The organism is Pseudomonas sp. PHC1 (assembly GCF_046487845.1).
Taxonomy (GTDB): domain Bacteria; phylum Pseudomonadota; class Gammaproteobacteria; order Pseudomonadales; family Pseudomonadaceae; genus Aquipseudomonas; species Aquipseudomonas sputi.
Map to the genome: position 1 here is coordinate 114683 of NZ_JBJXHJ010000011.1, position 15740 is coordinate 130422.

At 62.7% G+C, this 15740-nt stretch carries 13 protein-coding genes; 2 read left to right on the top strand and 11 right to left on the bottom strand.

From position 1 onward, the window contains the following. Both ACKJSM_RS16360 and ACKJSM_RS16365 read left to right on the top strand, forming a co-directional pair. Positions 1-828, top strand: coding sequence for a hypothetical protein (locus tag ACKJSM_RS16360; protein WP_410238277.1), 828 nt, complete (start codon positions 1-3; stop codon positions 826-828). A 12-nt stretch (positions 829-840) separates the two neighbouring features. Further along, positions 841-3024 (top strand): lipase family protein, encoded by a 2184-nt coding sequence (locus tag ACKJSM_RS16365; RefSeq protein WP_410238278.1) that lies wholly within the window; start codon positions 841-843, stop codon positions 3022-3024. A gap of 1 nt (position 3025) precedes the next feature. On the opposite strand, the gene ACKJSM_RS16370 is transcribed toward ACKJSM_RS16365, so the two are convergent. From ACKJSM_RS16370 to ACKJSM_RS16420, 11 genes are all read right to left on the bottom strand, one after another. Next, positions 3026-3517, bottom strand: a complete 492-nt coding sequence (locus ACKJSM_RS16370; protein WP_373874358.1) for a GNAT family N-acetyltransferase — start codon at positions 3515-3517, stop codon at positions 3026-3028. 11 nt (positions 3518-3528) lie between these two features. Continuing rightward, entirely contained in the window at positions 3529-5625 is a 2097-nt protein-coding gene (locus ACKJSM_RS16375; protein ID WP_410238279.1) for a biotin/lipoyl-binding protein, read from the bottom strand. Beyond that, positions 5626-6945 carry an efflux RND transporter periplasmic adaptor subunit gene (locus ACKJSM_RS16380; RefSeq protein WP_236182801.1) on the bottom strand — a complete coding sequence of 440 codons (1320 nt, stop codon included), beginning with the start codon at positions 6943-6945 and terminating at the stop codon, positions 5626-5628. Then, the gene (locus tag ACKJSM_RS16385) at positions 6942-7721 is read right to left on the bottom strand and encodes an efflux RND transporter periplasmic adaptor subunit (RefSeq protein ID WP_410238280.1); all 780 of its coding nucleotides are present in this window, start codon (positions 7719-7721) and stop codon (positions 6942-6944) included. Before ACKJSM_RS16385 ends, ACKJSM_RS16380 begins: the two co-directional genes overlap by 4 nt. An 83-nt stretch (positions 7722-7804) precedes the next feature. Continuing rightward, positions 7805-9256 (bottom strand): efflux transporter outer membrane subunit, encoded by a 1452-nt coding sequence (locus tag ACKJSM_RS16390; RefSeq protein ID WP_236182799.1) that lies wholly within the window; start codon positions 9254-9256, stop codon positions 7805-7807. Next, on the bottom strand, positions 9253-10323 hold the full coding sequence (locus ACKJSM_RS16395) for an HlyD family secretion protein (RefSeq protein ID WP_236182798.1): 1071 nt from the start codon (positions 10321-10323) through the stop codon (positions 9253-9255). The genes ACKJSM_RS16390 and ACKJSM_RS16395 overlap by 4 nt, the downstream gene beginning before the upstream one ends. A 19-nt stretch (positions 10324-10342) precedes the next feature. Further along, complete coding sequence (locus ACKJSM_RS16400) at positions 10343-11878, bottom strand: MFS transporter (protein WP_236182797.1); 1536 nt, start codon at positions 11876-11878, stop codon at positions 10343-10345. A 102-nt stretch (positions 11879-11980) separates the two neighbouring features. After that, positions 11981-12898 (bottom strand): LysR family transcriptional regulator, encoded by a 918-nt coding sequence (locus tag ACKJSM_RS16405; protein WP_236182796.1) that lies wholly within the window; start codon positions 12896-12898, stop codon positions 11981-11983. Positions 12899-12956: 58 nt separating this feature from the next. Beyond that, positions 12957-13823, bottom strand: coding sequence for an ABC transporter permease (locus tag ACKJSM_RS16410; protein WP_410238281.1), 867 nt, complete (start codon positions 13821-13823; stop codon positions 12957-12959). A 20-nt stretch (positions 13824-13843) separates the two neighbouring features. After that, complete coding sequence (locus ACKJSM_RS16415) at positions 13844-14704, bottom strand: ABC transporter ATP-binding protein (protein ID WP_410238282.1); 861 nt, start codon at positions 14702-14704, stop codon at positions 13844-13846. 5 nt (positions 14705-14709) lie between these two features. Then, positions 14710-15735, bottom strand: a complete 1026-nt coding sequence (locus ACKJSM_RS16420; RefSeq protein WP_410238283.1) for an ABC transporter substrate-binding protein — start codon at positions 15733-15735, stop codon at positions 14710-14712. Between the last annotated feature and the right edge of the window lie 5 nt (positions 15736-15740).

The window sequence follows — 15740 nt, forward strand, 5'->3', positions numbered from 1 at the left end:
ATGACATCAATTCAAAAGGAGCTGCAATCTCCAACACTGACCTCCCCGACGATTGGACTCGCGCTGCGCAGTGCGACTTTGGTTGTTTGCCTTGCCCTCATCGCTGGGTGCAAAACCCAACCGGCAAATACATTCACTTTCACGGCAGAGCTACCGCCAGGGTTCGCCTATGAAGCCCTCGCAGAGTATGAGCCGATCAATAGTAGTGAAAACTGCAGAGCCATAGACCTCCGCAAAACAGCCAACAGATTCAACAGAAACTGGCGAGAAAAGTACGAGCCTGTTTCCGAAATTGTCATCCGAAAGACCATCAATGGCTGCCCGATGGTAATACGTCGAATTGATCTGGATATCAGAGCCGCCTATGGGAAGGACTGGAGCGACATCAGCGCTGAGAGTGCCGCTGTTGTTATACGGCCTGAATTGGAGGATCGCTACAAAGGCACTTTCAACGATCAAGGTTTAAGCGTTTTCTACGGCGAATGTCAGTGGCTTTTTCGTACTTCAGGCAAGCCACGAATTCTAAGAAAACTACTCGACTGTAAAGAAACCGATGCTCTGGGTAAGCCAGAGCCGGGCCGCCCGTTTGCGGCATACACCCACGATCAACTTCCGGGCAAAACCGTGAAGATGAAAATCTGGCTGGTGGAGGAAGAACGGCCAGGATGGAAGGACACATGGGTGAAGGTGCCGAATGGCTGGAAGCGATGCCTGGGCGATGGATATGACGATCAGCATGCCTATTGCAACGGCAATTACACCGACTTCAGCACATTCAAAATGCCTGATGGCCGCATCTGCAGCATTTACCCCGCCTGCACCGAATAAGGAGCGTTCAACATGTCATCTCTTGAGAAAGAACTTCAATCTTCACTGGGTAGCCGCATGCTGTCTTGCCCGGAAAGCGGAAGATGGACCAGTTTTCAGCTGATCGATGAGTCTGGCTCAGGAGCGCCGTATGCCGGGCTCGCGTATATCGCAACGGATTCAGAAGGGATGAAATACACCGGGCATCTGGATCCCGCAGGCATCGGTAAAGTGGAGAGCCATTTTGCCGGGCCGATTGCCCTTTTATTCAGCCAGGAATATGAAGGAACAGAGAAACTCTACAAGGATTTGCAGACAAGAATTCACTACCCTCTCCCAATCACAGACCTTCAGGTACGCGCCGAAAAAACTTCTTATCTGAACCTGAATGCCACCCGCACACGGGAACGACCCGAGATCGCAGACGGCGCAGACTACTTTCAAGTCGAAGTCCGTCACCTGGTCAGACATGCCTCCCACCTTCCACCGGAGGTTTATCGCGATTACCCCCTCGATTCCGGGTGCGCAGCCATCATGCGCGAACACGGCAAACTTGGGGTCGCCCTGATGCCGCAACGTCACACCATTCTGGAAGTGCGACCGCTACGTGCGTTGCGTCCGATGTTATCCACAGCTCCGGCATTCTGTGCACTCAACCTGTACCAGCTCGCATTGATGGCAACCCTGAGTTACTGCCCTTTCGGCCAGAAACCCGAAGTCCCTTGCGCCAAAACCAGATCCGTTAAGTTTCTGCTGCAACCCAGTGTCGGCAACTGGTTCGGCGATGCACTGCCCAAGGGGGAAGAACTGTGGAAAGTCGACAGCGCCCAGACCAAAGCCTATTACCCGCTCTACGAAGATGTTCCGTATTCCGCAAGGTTGGAAATCATCCCGTTTGACCCGAACCTCTATGCAGTCAACAGACATACGCCTGAACGAGATCCTGAACACCCAGCCAGCGTTCACTTCCTCGACGACATCGGTAGTAAAGACAGTACAGACACCCAAGCCTTCATCACCCACAACGACGAACTGATCCTGATTGCCGTTCGCGGCACCGCCGAGATCGTCGCCGATGGGTTACGCGATGCCGATGCCTTGCAGGTGCCGTTTGCGGAAGGCGAAGGCCAGGTACATCGAGGCTTCTATGAAGCGGCCAGAAAAGCTGCCGCATTCGCAGTCAATTACCTGGAAAAGTTCTACACCGGCCAAACACTCCTGATCTGCGGCCACAGCCTCGGTGGCGCAATCACGCTGCTGCTGGCCGAAATGCTCCGCCGTAGGCCAGAGGGCTACAACCTCCAGCTCTACACCTACGGCGCCCCCCGCGCCGGCGACGCGGATTTCGTCAGGGGCGCAGCCGATCTCGTGCATCACCGCATGGTCAACCACAACGACCCGGTGCCCAGTGTGCCCGGCAGCTGGATGAACACCAAAGCCGATATCTACGGCGCCGGTGCGGCGCTGACCTTCGTGAATGTGCCGCTCGGCCTGTCGGTGTTCGTCGCGGGCATCACCAACTGGACCGGGGAAGCCTACGACCATCACGGCCGTTTGCGACACGCCATGCCGGTGGAGTTCGGCCGCCAGCAGGTGTCGTCCATCCTCTGGGAGCCGGGCTGCGACACCATCACCCAGCATGCGGCCTGCGACGTGGCGATCCGGCAGCGGCACGGCCTGCCGGATCGGCCGACGTTGCTCAAGCAGATCTTCGACGCCGGGCACCACTCGATGACCGGGGCGTACATCCCGGCGTGCTGGGCAGTGTTGCGGCGTTGGCAGGAGGCACAGGAATCAAACCGCACGCTGGTTACCGAGCGAGAATTCGCGCTGGTTGAGACAGCGCTGCAGCGCATCACCGATCAGTTGCGCCGCCAGCGCAGCAATTTGCCGGGAAGGCCGGACAGCTATGTGCGCAGCCGGAAAAACATCGTCGAAGCGCTCAATCATGAAATCGAGAACATCCGCACGACCCGCGAACGGCTGGCCGTTCTGCGGCACCGGCGCCTGACGACCACGGATGTTTATGGATCGCTGGCAGAACAACCGGAACGCCTGGCCGAAAGCCTGCCGCGCTGGCAGCTGCACCGGGAAAATCAGGCAGAAGAACAGCTCGCCATGGCACCTGACGCCGCCGAGGATGACCCGCTGCTGGTAACGCTTTACGGCCACAGGATCGGCGCGCCGCACACTTTCGACATTGACTCGATCATTTGACTCAAGCCTGTGGATACCACACCAGCCGCTCCGCCGCCGGGTTGCGCTCCTCCACGGCAAACCCCAGCGCCAGGTAATGTTGGCGCGCATGGGGGTTGTTGGCCCAGACCACCGTCGCCACCGGGCAGCGCACTTGCTGCGCAGCTTTTTGCACACCTTGCAGCACGGTTCGTCCGTAGCCCTTGCCTCGGGCCTGGGGAATGAAGGCGAGGTACAACACGCGAATTTCATTGACGCCGAAATCAGTGCTGAGTGCACCGATGGCCGTGCCGAGCTTTTCCACGATGTAGTGCATGGCATTCGGATGGTTTTCCCCCATGCCCTGCTCCTGCACCTGAAACTGCTGGGCAACGATTTGCTGCACCTGTTCCTGTTCGCCGTCGATCCATTGCAGATCCGGGCGCGCCGATTGATAAAGGCTGTGCAGAAACGGCCCGTCCGTCGCCCGCGAAGGCCGCACCACCAATCCGTCCGCCGCCAGGTTGTCCGTCATCTTCATACTCCCTAGAAACCGCTTTCCCTGACTCCCAGCGCCGCCATCCGGCGCCAGGCCACGCCGAGCACCGATTCGCCGCTGCCCTGCAACACCACCACGCCGCGCAACGGTTGCACCGGGGTCGCTGCCTGATCCAGCGTAGTCAAACGCACGCCGTATTGCGCCTGCACCGGTTCCGCCCGTTGCTGCTGATCGCGGCGCACGGCAATCGGGCCGTGGTGATCGGACGTCAGCGCTTCCTGATCGACATAGGCCACACCGTTGGTGTCGATTTCATTGAGTTGCACCGCGATGGCGGCATGCATCGGGTCGTCGGCGATAAACCGCCCGGTGGCGCCGGGTTTGACTCGCCACAGTTCGGCTTCCGCCAGATAACCGCGCAGTCGTGTGCCGTCCTCGACCACCCGCGCCAGTGCATCCTTGCTCGACAGCCAGCGGCCCGGCGTCAGGTTCGGCAGCAGGTCACGCACGGTGCCGGCATGGGGGGCGCGTAACTGCAGGCGTTCGCGCTGGGCGGTCAGGCCACGATATTCCGCCACCGCCTCGGCGAGGCGCTGCTCGACGATGCCGGCGTCGGCAGCGGTTTCACTACGGCCGGCCTGACGGCGCATCAGCAATTGCTGGATGCGGATTTCCCGGCGGACGATGGCCTGCCGCGAATCGAGGTCCGGCGATTCCAGTTCGATCAGCACGTCGCCCTGAGCCACGGTCTGACCATCCGCGACCTTCACGGCTTTGACCCGCGCCGCCGTCGGTGCGTGCAAGGCGCTGGCGCGACCGCCCTCGAGCATCGTCGGCAACTCGACCGAGCTGCGCCACGGCACGATCAGCACCAGCAACAGGCCGAGTACCGCCAGGCTGCTGAGTAATACGCGGGGGCCGTGAGCCTGTTCGCGGCGGCTCCACCACTGGCGCCACTCACTCATGATCGGCAGAAAAATGAACCACACCAGTTCCACCAGCATCAGGAAGATCCCCAACACCTTGAAGAACAGGTGATAGACCGCCAGTGCGATCCCGAAAAACAACGCCGCACGCCATAACCACGAGCCATACCCCCAGATCAGCAAACGCCGCTGCATCGTCGGCGACCAAGGCTCCGGCGCCGGCGCGCCATAACCGAACAGAAATTCCCGCAGCCGCCAGCGACACAGAGCAAAGGCCCGGCCCTGCAAGTTGTCGACTTCCCAGAAGTCGCTGAGCAGAAAGTAGCCATCGAAACGCATGAACGGGTTGAGATTGACCACCAGCGTGGTGATCCAGGTCGCACTGGCGAGCATGAACGCCGCGGTGCGACCGGGCCCGTCCGGCAGGAGCGACCAGACCAGCAGCGCCAGGCTCGCCAACAGCAACTCCGCCAGCACACCGCCGGCACCGATCAGCAGTCGCGCACGTCGATCATTGACCCGCCAGGCATCGCTGACATCGGTGTAGAACATCGGCAGCAAGACCATGAACGCCACGCCCATGCTCTGCACCCGACACCCGGCGCGCTTGGCCATGAACGCATGGCCGAACTCGTGACAGAGCTTGGCGAAGAACAGCGCGATGCCGAACGCAATGGCGCCACCGAGGCTGAACAGGTGCGGAAAGGTGCCGACGAACCGCTGCCAGTCCCGTGACACCAGAAACACCCCGAGCGCCAGCGTCGCCGGCAGACCGTAGCGCAACACCCTCGGCCCGAAGCGCTCCAGCCACGGCCATGCCCGATTGAGAAACGCGTCCGGGCGCCACAGCGGAATGCGGAAGAACAGGTATTGATGCAGCAGGATTTTCCACAGGCTCTGACGTTGCACGAGGGCCTTGAGCCGATAACTGGCGCGCTGCTGTTCGTCGAGGGCGCTGATCAGATCGTGCCCGCGCAGGAACTCCAGCAGTTGCGCCAGCTCGTTGCCATCCAGGGGCAAACCCGGTTCGCGGTTGGCGGCGCGCAGCACTTGCTCGGGATCGCCCAGCGACCAGTGGCGCAACAGGCGCATGGCCGCCGCGCCGAGCTTGAAATAGCGTCCGCGCACCGGGTCGGCCAGGGTCCAGCGCGGCGAACCGTCCAGCGCCGGCGCCGCGGGCGACAGTTGCAGGTCGGCACGCAGGCTCGGCAGAGTCATTTACAGACCTACGCTCTGACGCAGCCCGGCGAGTGGACGCCGCAGCAGGTACAAGGCCAGCGGCGCGCGATCGCCGAATATTTTGGCGGTGCCGCGCAGGCCGATACGCGGCGGGGCGTCGGCGAAATTGGCGTCCAGCCGATAGGCCAATTGCCCGCCGGCGGTGGGCTGCGCCTCGTAGGCCGAACGCTCAAGAGTGGCGAGGTGGCGGTGCAGCGGATCGCTGTCGAGAAACAGCGCGACTTCGGCACCCGGTTCCAGCGAGATCGCGTCGCCCACGGCCAGTTCAATGCGCAGTTCGGCCTGACTCGGGTCGGCGATTTCCATGAGACGTTCGCCGGTCTGCACCGGTTTGCCGGTCCAACGCTCGGCATCGGCGAACACCGCAATGCCGTCACGCTCGGCGCGCACTTCGCTGCGGTTGAGCAGTTCGCGGGCGTAATCGCGTTCGGCGCGTTTCTGTTCGGCACGGGCGGCCAGCAGGTCGACCCGGGAGCTGGATTCGGCGTCGACGAACGAGCGCTGGGAATTGGCTTTGAGTTCCGCTTCGGCGACCCCGAGCGCACGCTCGGCGACATCGGCCTGAGCCTTCAGCGTCGTGCTTTCGAAACGCAGCAACAGGTCGCCGGTTTTCACGCTCTGGTTGGGCTTGACCAGGAACTCGGCGATCACCCCGTCCAGCGGCGCGGCGACAACGCGCCCACCCTGGGGTACCACTTCGGCAGGCGCCAGTACCGACTGGCGCACCGGGATCAACAGCCCGAGCATCAGCACGGCAACCAGTGCCACCTGGCGTTTGCGGGTCCAGCGCAACCGCCACGGCTTGCGTGGTTGCAATGCCAGCCAGGCGTGGCTGTAGGTGTCGCCCAGTTGCGACAGCAGCACTTGTTCGGACGGATTCCACGGCAGATCACGGGCCAGCCACAAACCGCCGAACACCTGACCCTGACGATCAATCAACGGCAACCAGAACACTTGCATGGCCGACAGACTGCGCCAGTCGGACTGAATCGATTCGCCGACCATTTCCGGCGTGATCACCCGCGCCTGTTTCAGCACATCCTGCTTGAACAGTTGCGCCACGGCCTGTTCGACGAACGCCACGAACGGCGCATTCGGCTCCACTGCGCTGACCCCGGTCACCGCCTGCACCTTGCCGGCGATCAGCAGTGCCGCGTGGCGAAAACCGAACAGCGACTGGCCGTCATTGACCAGGCTGTACGCCAGTTGCGAACTGTCCTGGGCGGCGCGGGTCTGCCGTTCGAGATCGAGAAACCGCGCGAACACTTGCTCGGCGGCGCCGCTCACCGGGGCGTTCACTTAAGCTCCGCAAAACGCGCGGTGCCGCTCATGCCAGCGAGCAAGCCTTTGGCTTCGGGCAGTGTTGCGACCAGCAACAGGGTCTGGCTGCCTTCATCGATTCGCGCACCGAGGCGTTTGACCGTGGCATCGATCGGCTGACCGGTTTCATCGGGCACGAAGCTGAAGGTCTGGCCGGGTTTGAGCTTCGCCATCCAGCGCGACGGCACCAGCAGATGGATTTCCAGGGTGCGGTTGTCGACCACGTCGAGCAGCGGCGCACCGGCCGGCACGCTTTCATAACGCTTGACCTTGCGCTCGACCACTTGCCCATCGAAGGGCGCGACCACGCTGCAGCGTTTGACCTGGACTTGATAAACCTGAGATTGCGCCTGGGTCTCGCTGACCTTGGCTTCGGCCCGGGCCACTTCGAAACGCCCGACGGAATTGAGCGCCGCCAGTTGCCGGTTGTGCGCCAGCTCTTCACTGGCGCCACGGCTGGCGGCCTGCGCGGCATTCAACTGGGCCTGATAGGCCGAACAATCGAAACGCGCCAGAGTGTCGCCCTTCTTGAACGACTCGCCCTCGCTGAACGGCAACTCGACAATCCGCCCCGACAGCTCGCTGGCCAGCGTCGCCTGATCCCGCGCCCGCAACACACCGCGCGCCTCACTGCTGGGGGATGCATTCGCAGCCCCGCCGTTATCCAGCAGCGGATCGTCTGGCGCAGGCGTTTGCGCCTGAACTGCACACGTTACAAAGGTCAATCCGACAACCCAACCACGAAAACGCCGCATAACCGTTACTCCCTGACGGATGTTCGGAGTCTACGACAGCGGCGATTAGCGTCAAGCGAAAGGCCATCATTCGGGTGTGAGAATCAACGCTGCGCCATCTCCCCCACCGGATACACCGACTCCCATCCCCCACCCAGCGCCCGGTACAGCCCGACCATCGCCAGTGAAACGCCGGTGGAGCTTTCCACCCACTGTTCCTGGGTGGCGAGCAGTGCGCCTTGCACGGTGAGGACGTTGACGAAGTCGACCACGCCTTCGACGTATCGCTGTTGCGCAGTGCGCAGGGCGATCTGGTTCTGGCGTACGGCTTCGGCGAGGCTGTCGCGGCGGCGCTGGCTGGCGTTGTAGGCGGTCAGCTGGTCGTCGATTTCGTGCCAGGCGCGCAGCACGGTCTGTTGATAACCGATCGCCGCTTCCTGCTGCTGGGCTTCGCGCAGTTGCAGCACGCCGCGCAAGCGGCCGCCGTCGAACAGCGGCAGGCTGAATTGCGGGCCGATGCCGAAAGCGCGAGAGCCCCAGGAACCGAAATCGCTGAGCTGCATGGCTTGCGAGCCGAGGTTGCCGGACAGGGTGATGCGCGGATAGAAATCGCCCTTGGCCACGCCGATGTTGGCGGTGGCGGCATGCAGACGGGCTTCGGCCTGGCGGATGTCCGGGCGACGCTCTGCCAGCTGCGACGGCAGGCCGATGGCGACGGTCAGCGGTGACTGCGGCACCGGGGCATCTGTGGATAACGCTTTGGCCAGAGCCTGTGGCGGTTCGCCCATCAACAGGCTGATGGCGTTGATCAGTTGCGCCTGACGCTGCTCCAGTGCTGGCAACCGCGATTCGATGGCCGCCACTTGCGCGGCCGCTTCGGCGACGTCGAGATCCGTGGCCACCCCATCGTTGAGGCGCAGTTGTGAAAGTTTCAGGCTGTGCCGCGCGACATCGAGGTTCTGTTCGGTCACTGCGCGGGTGTTCTGCACGCCACGCAGCTGGATGTAGTTCTGCGCGGTGTCCGCGAGTACCGCCAACAGCACGCCGCGACGGTCGTTTTCTGCGACTTCGAGATTGGCATCGGCGGCTTCGGTTTCCCGGCGCACCCGGCCCCAGAAGTCCAGCTCCCAAGAGGCGGAAAAACCGGCATCCCACAGATTGAAGGCAGAATCGCCATTGTGCCCGGACGGGTCGTTCAACCCTTCGCCGCTGTTGCGTTTGCGGGCGTAGCTGCCGGTGGCGGCGGTCGTCGGGTAACGGTCGGCGCTGATCACCTGGCGGGCGGCGCGGCTTTGTTGCAGGCGGCTGCTGGCCAGTTGCAGGTCGAGGTTGCTGCGCAGGGCGCGTTGGGTCAGCGCCGAGAGTTGCGCGTCGTGAAAGACTTCCCACCAGCGCTCGTTCAAGGGTTCGCTGACGGCTTGGCTGACGGCGGTTTTCGAGGGTTTTGCCCACTCGGCAATCTGCGTGGCTTCGGGCTTCTGAAAGTCCGGGCCGACGGTGCAGGCCGCCAACGCCGACAGACTCAGGACCACTGTCATGGACTGAAGGCGCTTCATCGCTGCGTCACCTCACGCATCGACGTCGCCGAGCTCTGGGTATCAATGCTCGCCTCCACCGACATCCCCACCCGCAGCCGTTCGGCCAGCGGCTGGCCCGGATCCAGCAGGACCTTTACCGGAATCCGCTGCACAACCTTGGTGAAGTTGCCGGTGGCGTTGTCCGGTTTGACCGCCGCAAAGGTCACCCCGGTGGCCGGGGCAATGCTCTCGACGCGGCCGGTGAGGGCTTCGCCGCCGAGGCTGTCGACCCGCACAACCACGTCTTGCCCCGGCTGCACGTCGGTGAGCTGGGTTTCCTGGAAGTTGGCGACCACATAGGCCTGCTTCAGCGGCACCACCGCCAGCAGTTTGCTGCCCGGCGTCACATAGGCGCCGACCCGCACGGCGCGCTCGCCGATCATGCCGTCCTGAGGCGCGGTGATGCGCGTGTAGGACAGCTCGAAACTGGCGATTTCCAGCGCGGCCTGTGCGTGTTTCAAACTGCCTTCGGCGGCATCGCGCTGCGCCGTCAGAATCTCGACCTGTTTGCGTTCTGCGGCCAGTTTTGCCGTAGCCGTGTCCAGCCGCGCAGAGGCCTGATCGATCCGGGTGCGCGCCTGCTGGGCGTTCTGCACGGTGCCGGCACCGACGCCGGCCAGGTGGTTGTAGCGGTTCAATTCCTGCTGGGCGAAGGCCATTTCAGCCTTGGCCGAAACCACCGACGCCTGCGCCTGAGCGATCACCGAGGTCTGGCGCTCCAGCGTGGCCTTGGCATTCTGCAATTGAGCGCGGGCGACCAGGGTTTGCGCATCGGCGGCCTCGGCGGCGGCGCGCAGGTCGCGGTCATCGATCAGCGCCAGCAACTGTCCGGCCTTGACTTGCTGATTGTCTTCCACCAGCACCTCTTTGATGAACCCCGCCACACGCGGCACCACCAAAGTGAAGTCGGCAGAAACGAACGCATCGTTAGTGTTCTGCTGGGTACGTTTGCCGAACAGGCCGGGCATCGCCAGATACACCAGCACACCGACCGCCAGTGCAGCAGCCACGGCCACCGCGAGTTTTTGCTTTGCTTGAGTCGTCATAAAAAACCTTCTGTTCCAGTCAGGTCGGCGCGCGCGGCGGAAAAATCCGCGTCGGCAGCCAGAAAATCAGCAGGATCAGCGCCACCGCGACGCCGGCCATGCACAGATAAAGATCCGAAGAGGTCAGCACCACCGCCTGTTCGTGCAGGCGATGGGCGAGGCCGGGGTCATTGCTCGAAGCCAGTGGCGAGTTGCCGAGGCGATCGACCAGCATGGTCGAGTGGAAATGCAGGCGCGAAGTGGTCAGCGCTTCGATGGCTCCGGTGGCAACCACCGCCGCCAGGCCTTTCACGGTGTTGAACCAGGCCGAGGCGAATGGCCCGTCCTGCGGCTGGATGCTGCCGGTCGACAGCATCAGCAGCGGCAACACCGCCATCGGCTGGCCGAAAATCTGCAGCCATTGCAGGACGTAGAAATCGTCGCGAATCCATTCCGAGGTCAGCTGCGAGCCGCCCAGGCACGACAGCGTCAGCATGCTCAAACCGATCCCGAGCACCCAGCGGCAATCGACCCAACGCAGGTTGCACAGCGCGGCCACCAGCGGCAGCGCGATCAACTGCGGCAACGCCGCGATCAGCATGATCGGCGCAGTCTGTACCGGCCGGTAACCCTGCACCTGAGCCAGATAACTTGATGGAATCAGCACCACCGCCAGCAGTACCACCAGCACCCCGGCCAACGTCATCAGCGCGAACGACAGGTTGCGGATGCCGAGCATCTGCAACTTGAAAAACGGTATCGGCTGCGACCATTCATTGATCAGAAACGCCACCAGCAACAGCGAACCGGCGCCGAGCAAAGCGCAGATCAGATTCGACTCAAACCAGTCCAGGCGATTGCCCTGCAGCAGGCCGATCACCAGCATGCAGATCGCCGGAAAGCCCAGCAGCAGGCCTTTCCAGTTGAACGACTTGAGGCGCTCCAGACGCAGCGGGTCCTGCGGCAAGCCATAGGCAACAGCGGCCATGGCGATCAGGCACGGCACGATGATTTGCCAGAACGTCCACTGCCAGCCGACGTATTCAGTCCACAACCCGGCCAGCGGCGTTCCGAGACCAGGGCCAAACGTGGCGGTCAGGGCGTAACCGGCGAGGCCGTACAGTTTGATATTGGCCGGCAGGAATCGCAGCGCAACGGTCATCAACATCGGCGGTAACGCGCCGCCGGCCAGGCCTTGCAGGATGCGCATCAGCAGCAGGCTTTCGTAGTTCGGGGCGAACGGACAGAGCACCCCGAGCAGGGTGAACACGCCGATGGCGCACAGGGTGAAGCGACGCAGGGAAAAGGTCACCGAGCACCACGGCGCGAACGCCATGGCCGCCACCGAGGTCGCGGTGTAGCCGGCGACCAGCCAGGTGCCTTCGTCGTAGCCGATGCTCAGGGCGCCGCGAATATCGGCCAGGGCGACCTTGGTGACCATCTCGTTGAGACCCGACACCAGCACCGCCAGCAGCACACCGACCAGACCGATGATGATCCGCGCCCCGAACACCGGTGGCGCAGCTGCCATCGGAGCGGCAGCGGCGATCGGCGTCGTGACCGTCAGGGATGTCATGCAAGCAAACTCCGGAGGGAACAATACCGGAGCATCTTAGTCAGGCTTACGAATGACGAAAATTGACTTGTTGGCAGCTTATAGTTGCACCAGACGCAATCCTCAGGGCTGTGCCGCGAGCCAGGTCTCGTCGCAGCAGGTCTTGAGGGTTTCGCGCAGCCAGCGGTGGGCCGGATCCTTGTCAAAACGCGGGTGCCAGGCCTGGGTCAGCATCAGCATCGGCAACGGGACCGGCAGGTTGAACGAGCGCAGCTTCAAGCCCAGCCGCCGCACGCTGAGCAACGCTTCCTTGGGCACCGGCAGAATCAGGTCAGAGTCCGGCAGGGCGAACATCGCCGCATGGAAACTCGGCGCAATCACCGCCACTCGCCGTTCCAGGCCCAGGGCATTCAGCGCGGTGTCGATGGGGCCACGGGCGATGCCCCGGCGGGACATGCTGATGTGGGAAAAACCGGCATAGCGCTCGGCGGTGATCTCGCCATCCAGCAGCGGATGATCCTCGCGCACCAGACCGACAAAGTGGGTGGAAAACAGGTTCTGCACTTTGACTTCCGGCGTCACCGGCCGGGTGTTGCTCACGCTCAGATCAATCCGTCCCTCGCGCAGCGCCTCATCGTCGCCGTCACCCTCGGGGACGAAGCGCAGTTCGCAGTGCGGCGCTTGTTGATCGAGGGTATCGAACAGCTTGCCGCCGTACACGCCGACGAAAAAATCGTTGGCGCGAATACTGAAGCGCCGGCGCAATGTGCCCAGTTCCACGGCATCCGCCGAGCGAAACAGCAGCGCCGCCTGCTCGACCACATCCCGCACCTGCTCGCGCAGCGCCAGGGCCTTGGGCGTCGGCACCAGACCGCGACCGGCACGCACCAGAATCGGATCGCCAATGGCTTCGCGAATCCGCGTCAGCGTGCGGCTCATGGCCGCCGAACTGAGGTTCATCCGCCGTGCGGCGCCGACCACGCTGCCCTCGTCGAGCAAGGCGTCGAGGGCGACCAACAGGTTCATGTCCGGGAGTTGCATGCTGAGCACTCGTGACCGATCAGGATTGATTCGCACGCAATGCTAGCAGATCAGAAAATCAGCGCTGCATCCCCCAGCGCTTCACCGTCACCCGCTCCAGTGTGTCGAACACCAGGTTCTCCACCAGCAAACCGATGAGGATCACCACCGCCAGACCGGCAAACACCTTGTCGGTGTACAGCTCGTTGCGGTTCTGGAAGATGTACCAGCCCAGGCCACCCTTGCCGCTGGTGGCGCCGAACACCAGTTCGGCGGCGATCAGGGTACGCCAGGCGAAAGCCCAGCCGATTTTCAGCCCGGCGAGGATCGATGGCAGCGCCGCCGGAATCAGGATGAACAGCACGAAACGCATGCCCTTCAAGCCGTAGTTGCGCCCGGCCATGCGCAGGGTCTCCGAGACCCCGAGAAACCCGGCATAGGTGTTCAGCGCCAGGGCCCACAGCACCGAATGCACCAGCACGAAAATCAGGCTGTTCTGGCCCAGCCCGAACCACAGTAACGCCAGCGGCAACAGGGCAATCGCCGGCAGCGGGTTGAACATCGAGGTCAGCGTACCGAGCAAGTCCCGACCAACCTGGGTCGAAACCGCCAGCGTGGTCAGGGCAAAGGCCAGGACGATGCCGATCAGGTAGCCCTTGAGCAGCACCACCAGCGAGATCCACACTTTGCCCAACAATTCACCGCTGAGCAGGCCGTCGTACAGCGCGTGACTGGTCTGCAAGAAACTCGGCAACAGCAGGTCGTTGTTCTGCACCCGGGCCACAACCTCCCAGAGCACTGCGAGCAAAATCAGGATCACGCTTTTGCGCAGCCAGCCCTGCTGCCACAGGCGCTGACCCAGCGGCAGCTCGCGCTCCACCGGGACGCGGGTCAGCGGTTGCAGATCGTTTTCGAACTCTTGACGTACGGATGATGAATGGCTCATCGGGCAATCCTCCAGGCGGCTCAATAAGCGATGCGGACATCAGTGAAATCCAGTTCGCGCTCGGTTTCCGGCGACTGACCTGCATCGAACAGCAACCGGTGAATGCGCCGTGCCGACTCTTGAAACGCCACGCCGCCAAGGCTGTGCAGATCGTATTGATGACTGTGCACTTGCGCCCTCACCCGGCCCGGGTGCGGCGACAACAGCAGGATGCGATTGCCGACCACCAGCGCTTCTTCAATCGAGTGGGTGACGAACAACAAGGTGAAGCGCACCTCCTCCCAAAGCAGCAACAACTCCTCCTGCATCTTGCGCCGGGTCAGGGCGTCCAGTGCGGCGAACGGCTCGTCCATCAACAGGATTTTCGGCTGCATCGCCAGCGCCCGGGCAATCGCCACCCGCGCTTTCATGCCGCCGGACAAGGTGTGCGGATAGGCATCGGCAAACGCTGCCAGACCGACCTTCTCCAGGTAGTGCAGCGCACGCTCTTCGGCTTCTTTTTTCTTCAAGGTGTGCGAGGCCAACAGCGGAAACATCACGTTCTGTTTGACGGTTTTCCACGGCGGCAGTTGGTCAAACTCCTGAAACACCACGATCCGGTCCGGCCCCGGCGCATCGACGCGCTGGCCCTGCAGACGGATCTCGCCCTCGCATGGCGCAATGAACCCGGCGACGGCTTTGAGCAACGTGGACTTTCCGCAGCCGGACGGGCCGAGCAGCACGAAGCGATCCTGTTGATCGACTTCGAAACTGACCTGGTGGGTAGCACGCACAACGCGCTGCGGCGTGCGGTATTCGAGGCTGACCTGATCGACCGCCAGCAGCGCTTGCGCGGTGGCGATCGGGTGGCTGGCCGCGTGGCCTTGCAATGGGGCGTTCATGGCGATCAGCTCCCTTGCAGCGGTTTGGCGTCCTGGAAGAAATAGTCCTTCCACGATTCGGGTTTGTTCTTGATCGCGCCGACGCGGTAGAGGAATTCGGCGAGCGGGTAGGTGTTTTTCGGCGTGACGCTGAATTCGAACTGCGGGTTATCGATGATTTTCAGCAAGGCGGCGCGGTCGATCCTGGCCTTGGTCACGCGGATGTAAGTGTCCGCCGCCGCGCCTTTATCGTTCTGCGCAAATTGCGCGGCTTCGGTCAGGGCTTCGACAAACGCCTTGTAGGTTTTCGGGTTCTCGTTGCGGAATTTCTCGGTGGCGAACAGCACGGTCGGCGAATTCGGGCCGAGTACGTCATAGGAATTGAGCACCACGTGTACGTTCGGATTCTCCAGCGCCTGATCCTGGAACGGCGGGTTGGAGAAATGCCCGGTCAGCTCGGTGCCGCCGGCAATCAGCGCAGCGGTGGCATCCGGGTGCGGAACGGCGATGGTGTACTTGTCGAGGCGATTGAATTCCTTGTCGCCCCACTGCTTGGCCGCCGCGTATTGCAGGAAACGCGACTGCACCGAAACGCCCACCGCCGGCACCGCAATGCGGTCCTTCTCGGTGAAGTCAGCGATGGTTTTGACCTTGGGATTGTTGCTGACCAGGTAGTACGGGAAGTTGCCGAGCGAGGCCACGGCCTTGACGTTCTGCTTGCCGTGGGTGCGATCCCAGATCGTCAGCAGCGGCCCGACGCCGGCGCCGGCAATGTCGATGGAGCCGGAAAGCAGCGCATCGTTGACGGCCGCGCCGCCGGACAACTGGGTCCAGTCGACCTTGATGTCGAGGCCTTGCTGCTTGCCGTACTTCTCGATCAGTCCCTGATCGCGCACCACGTTGAGCAACAGATAGACAATGCCGAACTGTTCGGCGATGCGGATTTCACCTTCGGCGTGGGCCACGGTCGGTGCCACCAGGCTGCCGGCGATCAGGCTGAAACCGAGGCCGATGGCCGCCGCCAGCGGCGCGAATGGAAGACGTTTGAACATGTTCG